10 protein-coding genes are annotated in these 16,477 nt (G+C 59.6%); 7 read left to right on the forward strand and 3 right to left on the reverse strand.

Annotation, left to right across the window (positions count from 1 at the left end):
* Positions 1 to 272: 272 nt before the first annotated feature.
* Entirely contained in the window at positions 273 to 1,244 is a 972-nt protein-coding gene (locus AC4PS6_RS22455) for a GlxA family transcriptional regulator (RefSeq protein ID WP_014718811.1), read from the reverse strand.
* Between the two features lie 109 nt (positions 1,245 to 1,353).
* Between AC4PS6_RS22455 and AC4PS6_RS22460 the strand changes: the two genes are divergently transcribed.
* Both AC4PS6_RS22460 and AC4PS6_RS22465 read left to right on the forward strand, forming a co-directional pair.
* Positions 1,354 to 1,896 carry a thioesterase family protein gene (locus AC4PS6_RS22460; RefSeq protein WP_014718812.1) on the forward strand — a complete coding sequence of 181 codons (543 nt, stop codon included), beginning with the start codon at positions 1,354 to 1,356 and terminating at the stop codon, positions 1,894 to 1,896.
* 174 nt (positions 1,897 to 2,070) lie between these two features.
* Positions 2,071 to 5,838 carry an Mcf1 protease effector domain-containing protein gene (locus tag AC4PS6_RS22465; protein ID WP_492181004.1) on the forward strand — a complete coding sequence of 1,256 codons (3,768 nt, stop codon included), beginning with the start codon at positions 2,071 to 2,073 and terminating at the stop codon, positions 5,836 to 5,838.
* A 17-nt stretch (positions 5,839 to 5,855) separates the two neighbouring features.
* Here the strand turns inward: AC4PS6_RS22465 and pvdP are convergent, their stop codons facing one another.
* Positions 5,856 to 7,484, reverse strand: a complete 1,629-nt coding sequence (gene pvdP, locus AC4PS6_RS22470) for a pyoverdine maturation tyrosinase PvdP (RefSeq protein WP_336826954.1) — start codon at positions 7,482 to 7,484, stop codon at positions 5,856 to 5,858.
* Positions 7,485 to 7,626: 142 nt separating this feature from the next.
* Here pvdP and pvdM point away from each other — a divergent pair, with 142 nt between their 5' ends.
* From pvdM to pvdO, 3 genes are read left to right on the forward strand one after another with little or no spacing between them, the layout of a single operon-like run.
* A complete protein-coding gene (pvdM, locus tag AC4PS6_RS22475) occupies positions 7,627 to 8,976 on the forward strand; it encodes a pyoverdine-tailoring dipeptidase-like protein PvdM (RefSeq protein ID WP_019816836.1) in 1,350 nt (449 codons plus the stop codon).
* Between the two features lie 18 nt (positions 8,977 to 8,994).
* On the forward strand, positions 8,995 to 10,263 hold the full coding sequence (gene pvdN, locus AC4PS6_RS22480; RefSeq protein WP_020303054.1) for a pyoverdine-tailoring periplasmic protein PvdN: 1,269 nt from the start codon (positions 8,995 to 8,997) through the stop codon (positions 10,261 to 10,263).
* A gap of 29 nt (positions 10,264 to 10,292) precedes the next feature.
* Positions 10,293 to 11,165: a dihydropyoverdine dehydrogenase gene (gene pvdO / locus AC4PS6_RS22485; protein ID WP_014718817.1), complete on the forward strand. Its 873-nt coding sequence runs from the start codon at positions 10,293 to 10,295 to the stop codon at positions 11,163 to 11,165.
* Between the two features lie 51 nt (positions 11,166 to 11,216).
* Here pvdO and AC4PS6_RS22490 read toward each other — a convergent pair whose 3' ends face one another.
* Entirely contained in the window at positions 11,217 to 12,044 is an 828-nt protein-coding gene (locus AC4PS6_RS22490; RefSeq protein ID WP_014718818.1) for a formyl transferase, read from the reverse strand.
* Positions 12,045 to 12,246: 202 nt separating this feature from the next.
* Here AC4PS6_RS22490 and AC4PS6_RS22495 point away from each other — a divergent pair, with 202 nt between their 5' ends.
* Both AC4PS6_RS22495 and AC4PS6_RS22500 read left to right on the forward strand, forming a co-directional pair.
* Complete coding sequence (locus tag AC4PS6_RS22495; protein ID WP_019816834.1) at positions 12,247 to 13,899, forward strand: cyclic peptide export ABC transporter; 1,653 nt, start codon at positions 12,247 to 12,249, stop codon at positions 13,897 to 13,899.
* Positions 13,900 to 14,017: 118 nt separating this feature from the next.
* Positions 14,018 to 16,450 carry a TonB-dependent siderophore receptor gene (locus tag AC4PS6_RS22500; protein WP_173877515.1) on the forward strand — a complete coding sequence of 811 codons (2,433 nt, stop codon included), beginning with the start codon at positions 14,018 to 14,020 and terminating at the stop codon, positions 16,448 to 16,450.
* The last annotated feature ends 27 nt before the right edge of the window (positions 16,451 to 16,477 follow it).

Genomic DNA, 16,477 nt, shown 5'->3' on the forward strand with positions numbered 1-16,477 from the left:
GAACGTGGTCTGGCTGAAGGCGGTGCTGATCGCTTGCAGGAACGTGGTCTGGCTGAAGGCGGTGCTGATCGCTTGCAGGAACGTGGTCTCGCTGAAGGGGGTGCCGAGCGTCTGCTGAGCACCCACGTATAACCCCGCACTGTTGGCGGGACACCCCAAACCGGCCTGATCAGCCGGTTTTTTTTCGTCTTCGATTTGCAAAGTCTCTACATCACACGCTGTCAGGCCGCCATCGCAGGCAAGCCAACGCCCACATTGGGATCGTGGGTGTATCAGGTCGTCTTCACACCCTGGGCGATCAGGAACTTCTTGCGATACGCCGCCGGCAGCATCCCCACCCGCTGCTGAAACAACCGCCTAAACGAATTACTGTCTTCATAACCCACCGCATACGTGATGCTATCGAGCGTCATACGTGTCGACTCAAGCATCTGCTTGGCTCGCTCCAGACGCAGGCTCTGCAGATAACCAATCGGTGTAGAGCCCGTGGCGTCCTTGAAGCGCCGCTTGAAATTACGCACGCCAAAGCCAAAGCGCTGGGCAACCTCGTCGATCACCAACGACTGCGCAAAGTGCTGCTCCAACCAATGTTGCACACGCAGGATCTGCGCATCACCGTGGCTCTTGGGCAACGACCACATCGCATAGGCCGACTGTTCGGTGCGCCCGGCATCGATCAGCAAGTACTTGCCGCAGGTATGAGCCAGCTCCGGCGAGCCGAAACGGCGGATCAGGTGCAGCATCAAATCCATCGCCGCAGTGGCGCCACCGCACGTGACCAGCCGATTCTCTTCGCAGAGGATCTGCCGCTCATCCAGGCTGACCTGGGCATATCGACGCCGGAAGAACCCGGCAAATGCCCAGTGGGTCGTCGCACGCAAGCCGTGTAATAACCCCGTCTCGGCCAGCATGAACGCCGCCGTGCACATCGAAGCCAACACAGCGCCTTGCCCATGCTGCTCACGCAACCAGGGGCCGTAGGTGGCGAACGTCGGCATGGCTTCTTTGAGGGTAAAGAGAAAACCGGGAATCAGCACCAGGTCGGTATGCGCGATCTGCGCCAGTGAACCCTGCACTTGCAGGCATTGCCCGCCCCACGCCGTCACCGGCAGGCCGTCCAGGGACGCCAGCGTCACCTCGAAGGGCGGGCTGTCGGCGAAGAGATTGGCCGCGCTGAGCATTTCCATGGCCAGGGTGGCACTGGCAGCGGAGCATTGGTCCGCCAGGAGCAAGGTGACGTGCATGTAAAAACTCCAGCTTGCACTTTTCGCATGTAATAAGTCATTTACGCATCTACCTTAGCCGATTCCGGCTCCGTACAGTGCAGCCATTGATCAACTGTCTGGCGTCTTTATGAATCTCTGGTTTCGATTACTGCATATGCTGTTGCGCCGCCCCTGGCGCAAACCGGTCCATGGCCTGGCCACCACAGTGGTGCGCATGCGGGTCTGGCCCCTGGATCTGGACCTGAACCGGCATGTCACCAATGGCCGATATTTCACCCTGGCCGACGTGGCGCGCATGGATTTTGTGCTGCGCACCGGCGCCTTTCGCGTGGCCCTGCGCCACAAGGCCATGCCGATAGTCGGCGATACCTGGGGCAAGTTTCGCCGGGAATTGAAGCTGTTCGAAGCATTCGAAGTGCACACTCGCATTCTCGGCTGGGACCACAAGTGGAACCTGATGGAGCACCGTTTCGTCAGCAATGGGCGAGTGGTCGGCGTGGTGGTGATGCGTGGGTTGTTTCGCTCCGCCAAGGGCACCCTGCCCCCTTCCGAGTTCGTCCGCGAGCTGGGGTTGGACGACACCTCGCCGCCGATGCCGCAATGGCTCAGCGACTGGTCATGCAGTTGCGATGAGATGAGTGCGCAATTACGGGAACAAGAGCGAGCCTGAAGGGTGTCCAGACCACCGAAACGCGACTAACCGCATGTCGCTATTGGTCACACTCCATCCTTTGCCCGAGCGGAACTCTCGCAGCTTTTTCCTTCACCCAACAATGCGTCTGAAATTCAGACGCACTCCTCAGGAAACTTGCCTATTGGATATTCGCCTTACAGGTCCCCGCCCATGCTCAGTACGACCAAGCAAGCCAACCCCCACTGGTATGACGTCCCTTTCCACTCTACCAAGCCCGATGGGCCACCTCGCCAGCCACCGCTGATCGAGCCGCTAACCACTCCCCCTGCCTTGGCTGGCGCGACGCACGCGCCTGCACCGAAAACCTACAAGGAAGGGTTCGGCGACAGACACGACCTGCAAACGCTGACCACGAAACTCGGAGACATCGCGAAGCAATTGGATGTGAACACCACGCCTCAAGCGATACTGGCTGCCTTGAGAGCCCCCCTGGATATTCATCCTGACTCATCGTTCCCTGTGCGCCCCAGTGAAGGCGCGACACTGGAGAGCTTTATCAGGGCCAAGGGCTGGCCGATACCTACCACCCAACTTTCGCTGACCGAGCTGATAAAGACGGTGAAACAGGAAGCCCTGACGCAGCCGATGGGTAATTTTGGTGGCGCGTTGTCGTGGTCAATACCCCTGAGCCAGGCTGAGCAGAGCCGACTACGCATTATCTCCATGAGGTCTGACTACCTGAACGCCCTGGATGCCTTGCTGGCCCAGCACCCGCTAACCCCCGAGGTACAAAGTGACCCCGCGCAAGCACTGGAGGCCCTGCTCAGTTCCTCCGCAGGCCAAACGCTGGGTAAACACCTGCAGGAGCAATCCGGCGGTATCGCCACTGCCAACAGCGCCACCGACTACCTGATGGCTGCCATTCAGTTGCAACTGGACCCCGAATCCATTACCGCCCCTCATCGTAATAACGTGGCGGGGTTTGACCTGGCGCACGCGCGCCACTGGGGCAAACCCGCGTCTACAGTGCTGGATACGTTGAGCAAGCATTTGGTCGACAGTGGCAGGATCAGCCCTGTGCTGTCCAAAGTGGCTGCGTATGTGTTGCTGGCCAGGAAGGCCCCTGTTTACCTGATCAAAGACATACCGCCCTCCGTGAGGCACGGCAGCCCAGCCTGGCTGAACCTGGTCATTACCGTGGCGAGCATTGAAGCGAGTACGCCGGGGAAAGTCCCGAACATGACGTTTGCCCAAGTGATGCAGGAAGGCGAACATGCAAGGGTGGCGCAACCCGAGGCGGCTGCGCAAGCTCGTACAGCAGCGCTGGTAGATTGGGGGGTTTGCCATAACGTAATTGCCCGCAAGGACGACACGCAATACACCGTGCAAGAGCTGGAAACCCTGAAAACCACCTTCACAGCCCGACAGCAGGACATGCTAGGCGCCTCTGCCGCATTGGATCTGGAACTGCCCACCCGAGAAAAGATGGCCATGGCCGTACTGGTGGAACGGTATGGCGACCTGGGTGATCTGTTCAAACAAAAACTGATCAAGACCAGCAACATTCCGCGCAGAGGGCAGAACAAGGCACACACATGGCTACCCGGCCTGCATTCGATGCTCGACATCGCAATGATGGATCTGAGATTGCCCTATCTCTTTGAAGCCGCGAACAAACGTGTACCGATCAACGACTTGAACGCCCGCTACCGATTTGGTGTGAGCGATAACTTCGAAAAGCGCTTTGAGGAAACGATCAAGAAGAAAAAGATCGCCCTCGCCACGACGGTCAAACACCTGATCGCGCAGCTCCCCCTGGAAGACCGTAGAAACTTTGAGTACGGCAAAGTTACGTATTATCGAAACTCATCCACTGAGTTGGGTTTCTGGAGCAAGTCCGACCCGGTGTATGAAAAAAACCTGCTGGTGAAAATTGAACGCGACGGGCAATCCAGCGGCTACCGTATCGACCCGACCAAAGGCGAAATCGTGCCCATTGAAATGTGGGCGCTGAAAGAACGTGAATCCAGGGAGGCGAATGTAGCGTTCAACACCAGCGTGTTCGTCCCCAAAAGCGTCAGTGCCGACCACGCAAACGAACGCGCCGGCGCAACGGACGCAGCTATTGATAGTTTTGCTACCGACCGCACGCAAGACATTGCTGATGCCTTCGTTGAGCATTTCAATCTCGATGACCCGGATATCAAGAAATACGCCAGAGGGCAGACGACCCAGGACCTGGCGAACGAGAAAATCAATCAGGTAAACGATTTCTTCATGAACTTGATTCCTTTCCGCTCGGCAATTGAAAACTTTAAAAAAGGCAACAACGTCGAGGGCGGGTTTGACTTGGCCCTGGATGTGCTTGGCTTTCTCACAGCGGGCGCGGCCAATATCGGCAAACTCACCAAGGTCGCCGGCAGTGCCGCATCCCTTGCCACCAAGGTCGCGCGAACGGGCAAAGTCATCGGCATGGTCACCTTGAGCAACTTCAACCCTCTGGACGGGCTGGCTGACCTGGCCATTGGCGGCGCAAACCTGCTGAGCAAAGGGTTGACCAAAAGCACCGCGTGGCTGGCCAACATACGAAACACGGATAAAGCCCATGATTGGTTGAAGGCTATCAGCCAGGAGCATGGCAATGCATTGCTCGGTTCGATCACCTCCGGCGGGCGCTCGGTTGATAGTGTTGTGGTATTCAAAAACGATCAGTGGCACCACTACGACCCCATCACCCGTCAACCCTACGGCACGCCGGTGAATGGCTTCACGCCGAGAGTCCTGGCAACCCAGGGTGAAATCAACGGCACCCTCAGCGAGTGGGTCGCCAACTGGTTCAACCCGGCAAAACCCGGCATACCCATACCGGAGGCCTTCAACGACGCAGTTGACGCAGCAAAAGCAACCACCACAGGCCACGCGGCATTCAATCAGGGGTACAACACGCTCGCCCCGGCCAGCGTTTCTGGCTATTCAGCAGAGCTGGGCATCACTCAGTTGAAAAAACTGGCCACGGACGCCACCGCGTCACCCGAGGTACTGGGTAGCCTGTCCAGGCGTATCGACGAGCTGGAGGCGCTGCCAGGCAAAGTCAAAACACTCTACGAAAAGCTCATTCCGCCCACAAAGCCATTGCCCGGCAAGCCCGCGACGCCAGAACAATTGCAGTTCGAAGAGGCGCTCGCAAGGGGGGCTCCGGACGGGATCAACGGCTTCTCACCGACAATGAAAATGCATCAATTGCGCGAACTGATACTGGACCCGAAGCTGACGTCTGCCGAAGTCGGGGCTCTGTTCAAGCATTTGCAAAAACGAGCAATGGAAACCAGCTTAGAGCTAAGCAGAAAATTCGCTGATGACATGACCGCCGCCCATGGCACTTTGATCGCCATGCCGCAAGGGTATTACCTGAGCCAGGTCAACGTTGCATCCGAGGGCGGCTGCGCCGCGTTGGCGAATACCATGGCTATGGCCATGCTCGATGGCTCGGAAAACACCTTGATCAGCAACTTCTTCCTCAGTCTGGCGCACCCCAAACACCCTAATACTGAAAGGTTCCGCGACAGCCTGGAGAGATTTCAAAACACCCTCAGAGATGATTTTCACTCTGGGCAGCTCACCCGCAGTGCGACCTGCGACAGGATCATCTCGGATTTGGCAACGGCCACCACCTCCAAAGCCTTTCTTATCAGCAATTCAAAGCACGGTGTTACCGCTGGCGTCAAAATCACGAAGGACCAAAAGATCTGGTTTTACTATGACCCCAACTTCGGGCTCGTCAAATTCTCCAAGGAGGCGGACATGCGCAGCGGTATGGAGCGTGCACTCAATAGTGGCCAGACCAGCCATTTGTTCCAGCCGCTCAAAAAGGCCGATGGGTACACGGTGTCTGAATTCAACGAGTTATACCTGATCAACAAGATAGGGGATCCTCGAAGTGTCAGCGGGCTGTATTCGGCAGCGATATCGGTCACCTAGAGCGCCTGCAACACGTTTTAAAGCGTGTGCGTGACCTTCAAATGTCGGGCATACCACGGCCGCCGCGGCACGCGCTTGAACAACCCCTTGAGCACGTCCTCATCGGCGCCGAAGGTAATGCGCAGGGCCAGCTTCATGACTTCCGGATCCATTTCCATCGAACGCCCTCGTTGCAGCCCCGGTGTGGTACTGCAGCCATGGGTGTCCGGTCCCAGCCAAGGGTCGCCTACTTCAACCCAGCGGCCCTGTGTAAACCAGGCTACGCCGTTGACTTCCAGGCGGCTCACCTCGCCTGGGTTGAAGCGTTCGTGGGCGCGAAACCAGTCTTCGATGCGGTCATCGATCCAGCCGTGGAAATGCCAGAACACCGGGTTTACATGGGATGAAAACGGGTCGCCCAGAAAGTCGTTCTCCGGCGCATACCAACGTGGGGCAAAGTCCGCGGGGTCACGGGCGAAGGGTACCGGGGCGCCGTTGGACGGGTCGCGGGGCACCGAGGCCCAACGCATATGCAGCCAGTCGTGCAGGCCCAGTTCCATTTCCGAGCCCAACTGGCCCAGGGTCAACTTGGCCAGGTAACGCGGGTCGCGGTATTGGGATTCCCACACCTGGAAATTGCTGTGGTAGGTCTGGGCGGCCTTGATATCGCTGACCCACTGGGTGTAGTCGGCATCATCCGGCGCTGACCAACAGGGCGGCAGCGCGAAACCGTCGTGGTTGTCGAAGTAGCGCACAAAGCCCAGGCGATCACGCTCCAACGGCGGTTGCGGCTCGGGAAATTGCGGCCAGGAGGGCAAGTCCTGCATGGAACGTGCGGTGCCGAGCATGTGGCGGTGCATGAAGAAGAAGTCGATGCCCGACCCATTGCGGTCCTTGCGCTTGCCGCGGGCGTCGCGCTCCTGGCCACGGGGCCCCGGTTGCCAGCCGATGCCACGCAGGGCCTCGCGTTTTTCTTCGGAGAGCTTGTGCCACTGATCGCGGGTGGCGTGCCACAGTTGGTGAAACAGCCGATGCTCGGGGGAAACCAGCCAGGCCAGCAAGGTCGGGTTGAGACCGATGCGCTGGCGGGCTTCGGGGAACAGTTGTTTGTGGGCGATAAAACGGTTGTCGCGTTCGTTCAGCGCCAAGGGCCGCTCAAGATCGAGGATGTGCCCGCTGAGGGTGGCGCTGCCGGCATTGCTGAAATCGGCCCAGACTTCATCTAGGGTCATTTTGAATTCATAGGCCGGCACACCGCCGGCGGAATCGCGGTCGATCAAGCGCCAATAGAGCACGGCGCCCTCGCCCGTCAGCACATCACCCAAGACGCGGTAGCGCGGCTCGCCGTCCGCACGCAGCTGCTCGGCGGTGTCCAGGTAACCGCGCAGGCCACGCCCACGGGGAGCGATGTCCAGCAGCAGCTCCAAGCCTTGCAGCGGCAGGCCCGCAAGGCCCGCATCGCGGCCTTCCAGGCGCAGGCTCCAGACGCCCCGCAGGGTGTTCGCCAGGTGCTGGCCCTGGGTGTCAGCGAGGTCGACCGTAGCTTCGCCGGGGGTGATGGGAAACTCGTCTTCCCGCGTCAACTCGCGATGGGCATAAAAGGCCGCAGGCACCGCTGCACCGGTCAGCGCCAGGCCTGCGATGAACCCACGTCGAGAGATTGTCATTGGCTACCTTAGGAAACGGCTTGATCAGAGCTAGAACGTTTGCAACCCGATGAAATTTACCGCCCTGCCCCCGCCACCTAAATTTCCCCCGTCATCGCTCGTCCTTCCCTGATAGCAAAGGCCTCAACTGACTGAGATGGCAATGACAAAATCACGTTCGAAAAAGGCGCTGTATATCGGCCTGCCGCTGGCCCTGGCTATCGGCGCCGGGGCTGGCTTGCTGGTCTGGGATCAGTGGTTCAAGGGCAACGCCGGCTACCCGCTGGAGGTGATCAAGCAGGCCAATGAAATGCAGGATCGCCTGTTGTCATTTGACAGCCACATCACCCTGCCCCTGGATTTCGGCACGGCGGGCAATGAGGCCGACAAGGATGGCAGCGGCCAGTTCGACCTGGCCAAGGCCGCCCGCGGCCGATTGTCGGGCGCCGCGCTGACGATCTTCGGCTGGCCGGAAATCTGGAACGGCGATAACGCTCCGCACAAACCCACCGATGGTTTTGTCGAAGAGGCCCGCCACGAGCAGGAGGTGCGCTATAAGATCATCTCCGGCATGGTGCGCGACTTTCCCAACCAGGTGGGCATCGCCTACACCCCGGACGATATGCGCCGCTTGCACGGCGAAGGCAAGTTCGCGATTTTTATCAGCATGCTCAACGCCTACCCCCTGGGCAATGACCTGAACCAGCTGGACCTGTGGGCCGCACGCGGCATGCGCATGTTCGGGTTCAGCTACATCGGCAATAACGCCTGGTCCGACTCGTCGCGCCCGCTGCCGTTTTTCAATGACTCCCCCGACGCCCTTGAAGGCCTGTCGCCGATCGGCCAGCAAGCGGTGCATCGCCTCAATGACCTGGGGGTGATCATCGACGTGTCGCAGATGTCGACCAAGGCCCTGGAGCAGGTCGCGCAGTTGAGCCGCACGCCGATGGTGGCGTCCCATTCGGCGCCTCGGGCGTCAGTGGATATCCCGCGCAACCTCAGCGACAAGGAACTGCAACTGATCAAGAACAGTGGCGGCGTGGTGCAGGTGGTGGGCTTCCCCGCCTACCTGCGCCCCTTGAGCCAGCCGACCCAGGACAAGCTCAATACCTTGCGCGCACGGTTCGACCTGCCGCCACTGCCGAATCTGGCCATGGCCCTGATGCCCGGCGATGCAATCATTGCCGCCTGGCCCGAGCAACGCTTCGGCCAATACGCCAGCGCGCTGTACGGCATTCTCGAGGAAGAGCCCAAGGCCACCCTCAAGGACCTCGGCGACGCCATCGACTACACCGTGCGCAAGATCGGCATCGATCATGTCGGCATTGCCTCGGACTTCAACGACGGCGGCGGCCTCCAGGGCTGGGAGAACGTCGGCGAAGTGCGCAACGTCACCGCCGAACTGATCCAGCGCGGCTACTCCGAAGCCGATATCGCCAAGCTGTGGGGAGGCAACTTCCTGCGGGTGTGGGACCAGGTCCAAAAAGCCGCCAAACCCTTGGCCAACCGCTAACCACCACGAAGTAAGTCCATGACCGACCGCCGTACATTTCTCAAGCAGGCCGGCGTCTTTGCCGCGAGCCTGCCGCTGGGCACCGCGTTGCTGCCTCAGGCAGTCGCCGCCGCCACGAACGACCCATGGACGGGATTGAAACAACTGTTCAACCAGGACCCCAATTACCTGCATTTTTCCAACTTCCTGGTGGCCTCGCACCCCAGGCCCGTGCGCGAGGCCATCGAACGCTACCGCCAACAGATCGACCGCAACCCTGGCCTGGCCATGGACTGGGACCTGCAGGAAACCTGGAAGCGTGAGGGCCAGGTACGCGAGTGGGCCGGCCGCTACCTGAACGCCACGCCAGCGCAGATCGCCCTGACCGGCAGCACGTCCGAAGGGCTGGCGATGATCTATGGCGGGATCAAGGTGCGCGCCGACCAGGAAATCCTCACCACGGTGCATGAGCATTACGCTACCGAGTTCAGCCTGGACTTCCGGGTACGCAAGGAGCAGACCCAGGTTCGCAAGATACGCCTGTTCAAAAACCCCAATCAGGTCTCGGCCGATGAAGTGCTGGGCAATATCCAGCGCAACATTCGCCCCAACACCCGTGTACTGGGCATGACCTGGGTGCAATCCGGCAGCGGCGTAAAACTGCCCATCGGTGAGATCGGCAAGCTGGTGGACGAACACAACCGCAACCGCGACGAGCCGGACCGACTGCTTTATATCGTCGATGGTGTGCACGGCTTCGGCGTGGAAGACCTCGACTTCCCCGCTATGCACTGCGACTTCTTCATCGCTGGCACCCACAAGTGGATGTTCGGCCCGCGGGGCACCGGCCTGGTGTGCGCCCGCGAGACCGAAAACAAATACGTCACGCCGATGATTCCGACCTTCTCCGAAGACAAAAACTTCGCCACGACCATGACGCCAGGCGGCTACCACGCCTTCGAACATCGCTGGGCCGCCGACGAAGCCTTCAAGTTGCACCTGCAACTGGGCAAGGCAGCGGTGCAGGCACGCATCCATGCCCTCAACACCGAACTCAAGGACCAACTGCTGGCCCACCCGCAGATCGAACTGGTCACGCCGCGCAGCCCCGAGCTGTCAGCAGGTTTCACCTTCTTTCGGGTCAAGAACCAGGACAGCGATGCCGTCGCGGCCTACCTGATGAAAAACCGCGTGGTGGTGGACGCGGTGGACCGTGACGTTGGCCCGGTGATTCGCACCTCGCCGGGCCTGCTTAACAACTCCGATGAGATCCAGCGCTTCATGACCCTGCTGAGCCAGCGGTTATGACCCCTTTTCCCTTTGAACGAGACGCCTCCATGACGCCATCCCGACTCAAACCGCTCACCGCACTGGCACTCACCGCCCTGTGCGGCGCCCTGCTGCCCGGCCTGGCCCATGCCGCCGCCCCACAACCGGGCAAGGTCTTCAAAGACTGCAAGGACTGCCCGGAAATGGTGGTGCTGCCCGCCGGCACCTTCACCATGGGTACCCCGGAAGACGAAGTGGGCCGCGAGCCCGACGAAGGCCCCATGCATGCCGTGACCTTCGCCAAGCCGTTCGCCATGAGCCGCTTCCACATCACCGCCGGCGAATGGGACAGCTACGTGCGCCAGACCGGAGTCAAGATCGCCAATGGCGACGACCGCCCCGGCCGCGAATGCATCGCCAGCAAGCCGCGCTACCCCCAGGGGCCACGTCAGCCGGCGGTGTGCATGGACATGGACGACATCAAGCAGTACGTGAGCTGGCTGTCGAAGAAGACCGGGCACACGTACCAGATGGTCAGCGAAGCCCAACGCGAATACGCCGCCCGCGCCGGCACCACCGGCCCGTTCCCCTTCCCGTTCGACGAAGGCAAGGGCTACAGCATCGCCCAGCACGCCAACACCTACGGCCCGGCGGACGGCTACAGCTATTCGTCGCCCGTGGGCAGCTACCCACCGAATGCCTTTGGCATGTATGACATGCACGGCAATGTGTATGAGCGGGTGGCTGATTGCGAGCATCCGAACTACGTCGGCGCGCCAACTGATGGCAGTGCCTGGGTGGAGCCCAACTGCGAGGCCTACCAGATTCGCGGCAATGACTGGGGCGAGGCGCCGGTGTTTTCACGCTCGGGCAATCGCAACAACATCTACCCGCAAACACGGGGGGATTGGATTGGGTTCCGGGTAGTACGCGAACTCTAATACCTTGTAGGAGCGAGGGGGACGCCTAGTTCTTGCTCGCTCCTACAGGGTTCAGCCTTGTTTGGCCAACAGCTCCAAGCCTTCATGCAATGCCGGGAACAGGCTGTTGTTGAAGTTGTTCCAGCGCAACTCAAGGATGGTGTCCTCGGGCGAAATCTCGGTCTTGAGCACGTCGTGGAACACCTCTCCCGAGTCGATGCCGTTATCCACGTAGTGGAATGACGCACCGGTCCAATACAACGGCTCGCACGCCTGAGTCGCCTTGGTTGCCCAGTCGGTAATCGCCTGCCCACGTGCGCCGTACAGCGCATTCCAGGTGGCGTACGCCCCACGGCGTTCGTAAGGCGACTCGAGGCGGGTGATGCCCGGATGAATGTTCATGATGCGCCGTGCAAACGGCGCACCCGGGCGCACCAGTTCGTCGAGGATCACCAGCAAACCATCCAGCACCACGATGTCAGCCTTCAACTCCACCAGGGTGTCATGCAGCCGACGCTCGAAATCCTGCTTGCCGGCGACATGTTCGGCGCTGCCCCGTGGCAGGCGACGATAGGTCGACGGCACGCTGAGCAGCAGGTCATTGACCAACGTGCCTTGCACACGCAAATCCGCCGGGTACAACCACTGGCGACCCGGCTGGTAAGCAAAGCCATAGTCCGCCACCAACTGCTGGTCCCGCGGGTTGTGCTCATCGTCGTCATACACCACGCCTACGAGGTTGTAAGCCTCGCCCAGCGACGTGTCGTTGAGCGAGCCCACCAGAAACTCCAGCACCGATTTCATATAGCGCTCGTGGTCTTTATAGGCCACCGGTTGCCCCGCCTTGTCGGCGGCGGCGTTTCTCAGGGACCAGACATACACCAGGTTCTTTTTCGTCATGTGTTTCGCTCTCGCTCAAAGGGTCACGCACGGCATTGATACACGTGCGCCTACAGAACAAGAACGAACCAGGCCCCGGGCAATTTATCGCCCACTGCCACCGCCCGGCACGCCGCGCTAAATAGTCACGCCACAGCTTCGTTTGTCATGGGTAAGGGTCTGTGTGCCCAGCCCCCTCTTTTTCACTTTCCGGGAAGTATTTATGACCGACCCCAAGCGCGGCGCCTTCAAAGGTTTGCTCGCATTGCTCAGGCCCTTTCGCACCATCGTGACGGTGTCCGTCGCCCTTGGCATGGCGGGCGGCCTGGCCATTACCTTGCTGTTGGCGACGATTAACAATGCCCTGCATTCGGCGGGGGGCATGACCCAGGGTGTGGTGTTGACCTTCGCCGCATTGTGCGTGGTGGCGCTGGTCAGCTCGATCATTTCCGACATCGGCACCAACTACGTCGGGCAACGGATCATTGCCGCCCTGCGCAAGGACCTGGGTGAAAAAGTGCTGTCAGCGCCCATCGGGCAGATCGAGCAATATCGCTCTCACCGCCTGATCCCGGTGCTGACCCACGACGTGGACACCATCAGCGATTTTTCCTTTGCCTTCACGCCCCTGGCCATCGCCGCCACCGTTACCCTGGGATGCCTGGGTTACCTGGCTTACCTGTCCGTGCCGATGTTCCTGATGATGGTGGTCGCAATCATCATCGGCAGCGCCGTGCAATTCATCGCCGGTGGCAAAGGCATTCAGGGCTTCGATCTGGCCCGCAGCCACGAAGATGAATTGCAGCGTTACTACAATGCGATTGCTTCTGGCGCCAAGGAACTGCGCATGCACCGCCCGCGGCGGTTTCGCATGAACACCCACCGCATCCAGGAAACCGCAGACCGCATCAGCGATATCCAGGTGCGTTCGGTCAACATCTATATCCTGGCCAAGACCTTTGGCTCGATGCTGTTCTTCGTGGTCATCGGCCTGGCCCTGGCGATGCAGGCCTACAATCCCAACCCCGATCCCACCGTGATTACCGGCTTCGTGCTGGTACTGCTGTATATGAAAGGCCCGCTGGAACACCTGCTGGGCTATTTGCCCGTGGTTGGCAAGGCGAAGATTGCCTTTGGGCGCATCAGCGAACTGTCGGAGCGCTTTTCTTCGCCCGAGCCCCACTTGTTGATGGACGACAGTGAAGCGCCGAAGCCTGTGGTCAACAGCCTCGAACTGCGCGGCGTCAGCTACAGCCCGCCAGCGGTTGAAGGCAGCCAACCGTTCCACCTGGGGCCGATCAACCTGAGCATCAAGCAAGGCGATATCGTGTTTGTCGTGGGCGAGAATGGTAGCGGCAAGACCACCCTGATCAAGCTGCTGCTGGGCCTGTATCCGCCTCAGGCGGGTGAGATCCTGCTCAACGGTACAGCGGTGACCGACCCAGAGCGCGACGATTATCGCCAGTTGTTCACCACGGTGTTTTCCGACTATTACCTGTTCGATGACCTGGTACAAGGCAGTGCCACCCAGTCCCTGGACAGCGCCACCCAATACCTTGAGCGCCTGGAAATCGCGCACAAGGTCAGCGTCAAGGACGGTGTGTTCAGCACCACTGACCTGTCCACCGGCCAACGCAAGCGCCTGGCCCTGGTCAATGCCTGGCTGGAGGAGCGCCCGGTACTGGTATTCGACGAATGGGCCGCCGACCAGGACCCGGCCTTCCGCCGCATCTTCTACACCGAGCTGCTGCCGGACCTCAAACGCCTGGGCAAAACCATCATCGTGATCAGCCACGACGACCGTTATTTCGACATCGCCGATCATTTGGTGCGCCTGCGCGCCGGTCAGGTGGTGCATGAGATGGAGCCTGCATGAAGTACCGGAATAATTTTTTCCGGTTTTGCGAAGTAGGAACGTCTCACTAGTGGTAATGAGAACTAAACTCAATAAACACTTAGAATTGCCCACTTAAAACATAGAAGAGAAAGCATCCATGCCAGCACGACTCGGTCTCAGCCCCCTGAGCAAAGCGCTATCCATGCGCCGGGCCCTGAACATCAACCTCTTGCCCAGTACCCTGGCGTTGGCTGTGTCGATGCCGATTGCAGGCTATGTGCAGGCCCAGGAGATCGAGTTGAATATTCCTGCACAGTCGCTGGGGAGCGCACTGCAGGAATTTGGCCGCCAGACCAATGTGCAAGTGCTCTACAGCCCGGGCGATGTGCAGGGCAAGAACAGCCCCGCCGTCAAGGGCAAGATGCAGCCGCAGCAGGCCATCAATGCATTGCTGGCCGGTAGCCAGACCACCTATAACCTCAACGGCAACACCTTGACTGTCACTGCTGCTGGCAGTGGTGGTGGGCTGGAGCTGAGCCCGACGCAAGTCACTGGCAACATGCTGGGTAACGTCACCGAGAATACCGGCTCCTATACGCCAGGCTCGATTGCCACCGCAACGCGCCTGGTCCTGACACCCAAGGAAACCCCGCAATCGGTGACCGTGGTCACGCGTCAGCACATGGACGACTTTGGCCTGAACAGTGTCGACGACGTGATGCGCCACACGCCGGGCATTACCGTTTCAGCCTTCGATACCGAGCGCAGCAACTACTACGCTCGTGGTTTCTCTATCAACAACTTCCAATATGACGGGATCCCTTCCACCGCACGCAACGTGGCTTACTCGGCGGGGAACACGCTGAGCGACATGGCGATCTACGACCGTGTTGAAGTACTCAAGGGCGCGACTGGCCTGCTGACCGGTGCTGGTTCACTGGGGGCCACTATCAACCTGGTACGCAAAAAGCCGACCTCTGAGTTCCAAGGTCATGCCACGCTGGGTGCCGGTTCGTGGGACAACTACCGCAGCGAGTTGGATGTGAGTGGCCCGCTGACCGAGACCGGCAATATCCGTGGCCGGGCCGTCGCCGCCTATCAGGACAAACACTCGTTCATGGACCGCTACGAGCGCAAAAGCCCGACTTACTACGGCATCATGGAGTTCGACCTGTCTCCCGATACCCTGCTGACAGTCGGCGGCGATTATCAGGACAGCCTGCCGAAAGGCTCATCCTGGTCGGGCAGTTTCCCATTGATCGACGCCCAGGGTAATCGCAACGACGTCAAGCGCTCGTTCAACAACGCGGCCGACTGGAGCAGTTGGGAGCAATACACCCGCACCGTCTTCGCCATGTTGGAGCACGACCTGGGGGATGGCTGGATAACCAAACTGCAACTGGATCACAAGATCAACGGCTACCACGCACTCATGGGTTCCATTCAGGGTGACACCCCGGGATTGGATGGTAAGTCACAGCTGACTTCGGGCAAATACACCGGTGAAACCGTCAGTGACTCCGCCGATCTGTATGTAAGCGGCCCCTTCAGCCTGGGAGGCAGGGAGCATGAACTGGTATTCGGCGGTTCCATCAGCGCTTCGGAATGGAATGGCAATGGCTACTGGAACCTCGCCCCCAACCTGGTGGACTTCAATAACTGGCACGGCAACGCACCGCAACCTGATTGGGGCAAACCACAATCGAAAATCGACGACACCGTCCGCCAGACCGGCATGTACATGACAACACGGCTGAACCTTGCTGACGACCTGAAGCTGCTGCTCGGTGGCCGGGTAGTCAACTACACGGTGACCGGCTACAACCCTACCTATCGCGAGTCAGGACGCTTCGTACCTTATGTCGGTGCGGTGTACGACCTGAATGACACCTACTCGGTTTACGCCAGCTACACCGATATTTTCATGCCCCAGGAAAGCTATAACCGCGACAGGGACAACAAGCTGCTTGAGCCGGACGAAGGCCAGAATTGGGAGCTGGGTGTAAAGGCCGACTTCCTGGATGGTCGTGTAAACGCCAGTGCGGCCTACTTCGAGATCCATGAAGACAACCGTTCCGTTTCGGACGATGACTACAACAACTTGAAACCTACCCCCTCGAACTACGCGTTCAAAGGCACCCAGGCCGTGACGAAGGGGTACGAGCTGGAGATGTCCGGCGAACTGGCTCCGGGCTGGCAGCTCCAGGCTGGCTATACCCACAAGATTGTGCGTGACGACAAAGACGTCAAGATTTCCACTTTCGAACCCGAAGACCAGGTCAGCCTGTACACCACTTACAAGCTCAAGGGTAATCTTGACAAGTTGACCGTTGGCGGTGGCGCTCGCTGGCAGAGCGTTGGCTGGCAGAATATCTATAACTCTCCCCGTGGTGGCTACGAGGAGTTCTCTCAAGAAGCGTACTGGTTGGTGGACCTGATGACCCGTTATCAATTCACTAAAAACGTGTCGGCGACGCTGAACATCAACAACGTTTTCGACAAGTCCTATTACACCAACATCGGCTTCTACAATTCTGCCGCTTATGGTGAACCCCGTAACTTCATGCTCAGCACTCGCTGGGACTTCTAAAGCAGGATCAGACGCCCCGAGGCAATG

The sequence above is a fragment of the Pseudomonas sp. DW-iso17 genome (assembly GCF_058725345.1).

What these genes read in the sequence shown, in the direction of transcription:
- AC4PS6_RS22490 (WP_014718818.1), bottom strand. Translation starts at nt 12,044, where the DNA reads ATGACGAAAAAGAACCTGGTGTATGTCTGGTCCCTGAGAAACGCCGCC.
- AC4PS6_RS22465 (WP_492181004.1), top strand. Translation starts at nt 2,071, where the DNA reads ATGCTCAGTACGACCAAGCAAGCCAACCCCCACTGGTATGACGTCCCT.
- AC4PS6_RS22500 (WP_173877515.1), top strand. Translation starts at nt 14,018, where the DNA reads ATGCCAGCACGACTCGGTCTCAGCCCCCTGAGCAAAGCGCTATCCATG.
- AC4PS6_RS22460 (WP_014718812.1), top strand. Translation starts at nt 1,354, where the DNA reads ATGAATCTCTGGTTTCGATTACTGCATATGCTGTTGCGCCGCCCCTGG.
- pvdP (WP_336826954.1), bottom strand. Translation starts at nt 7,484, where the DNA reads ATGACAATCTCTCGACGTGGGTTCATCGCAGGCCTGGCGCTGACCGGT.
- AC4PS6_RS22495 (WP_019816834.1), top strand. Translation starts at nt 12,247, where the DNA reads ATGACCGACCCCAAGCGCGGCGCCTTCAAAGGTTTGCTCGCATTGCTC.
- pvdN (WP_020303054.1), top strand. Translation starts at nt 8,995, where the DNA reads ATGACCGACCGCCGTACATTTCTCAAGCAGGCCGGCGTCTTTGCCGCG.
- AC4PS6_RS22455 (WP_014718811.1), bottom strand. Translation starts at nt 1,244, where the DNA reads ATGCACGTCACCTTGCTCCTGGCGGACCAATGCTCCGCTGCCAGTGCC.
- pvdM (WP_019816836.1), top strand. Translation starts at nt 7,627, where the DNA reads ATGACAAAATCACGTTCGAAAAAGGCGCTGTATATCGGCCTGCCGCTG.
- pvdO (WP_014718817.1), top strand. Translation starts at nt 10,293, where the DNA reads ATGACGCCATCCCGACTCAAACCGCTCACCGCACTGGCACTCACCGCC.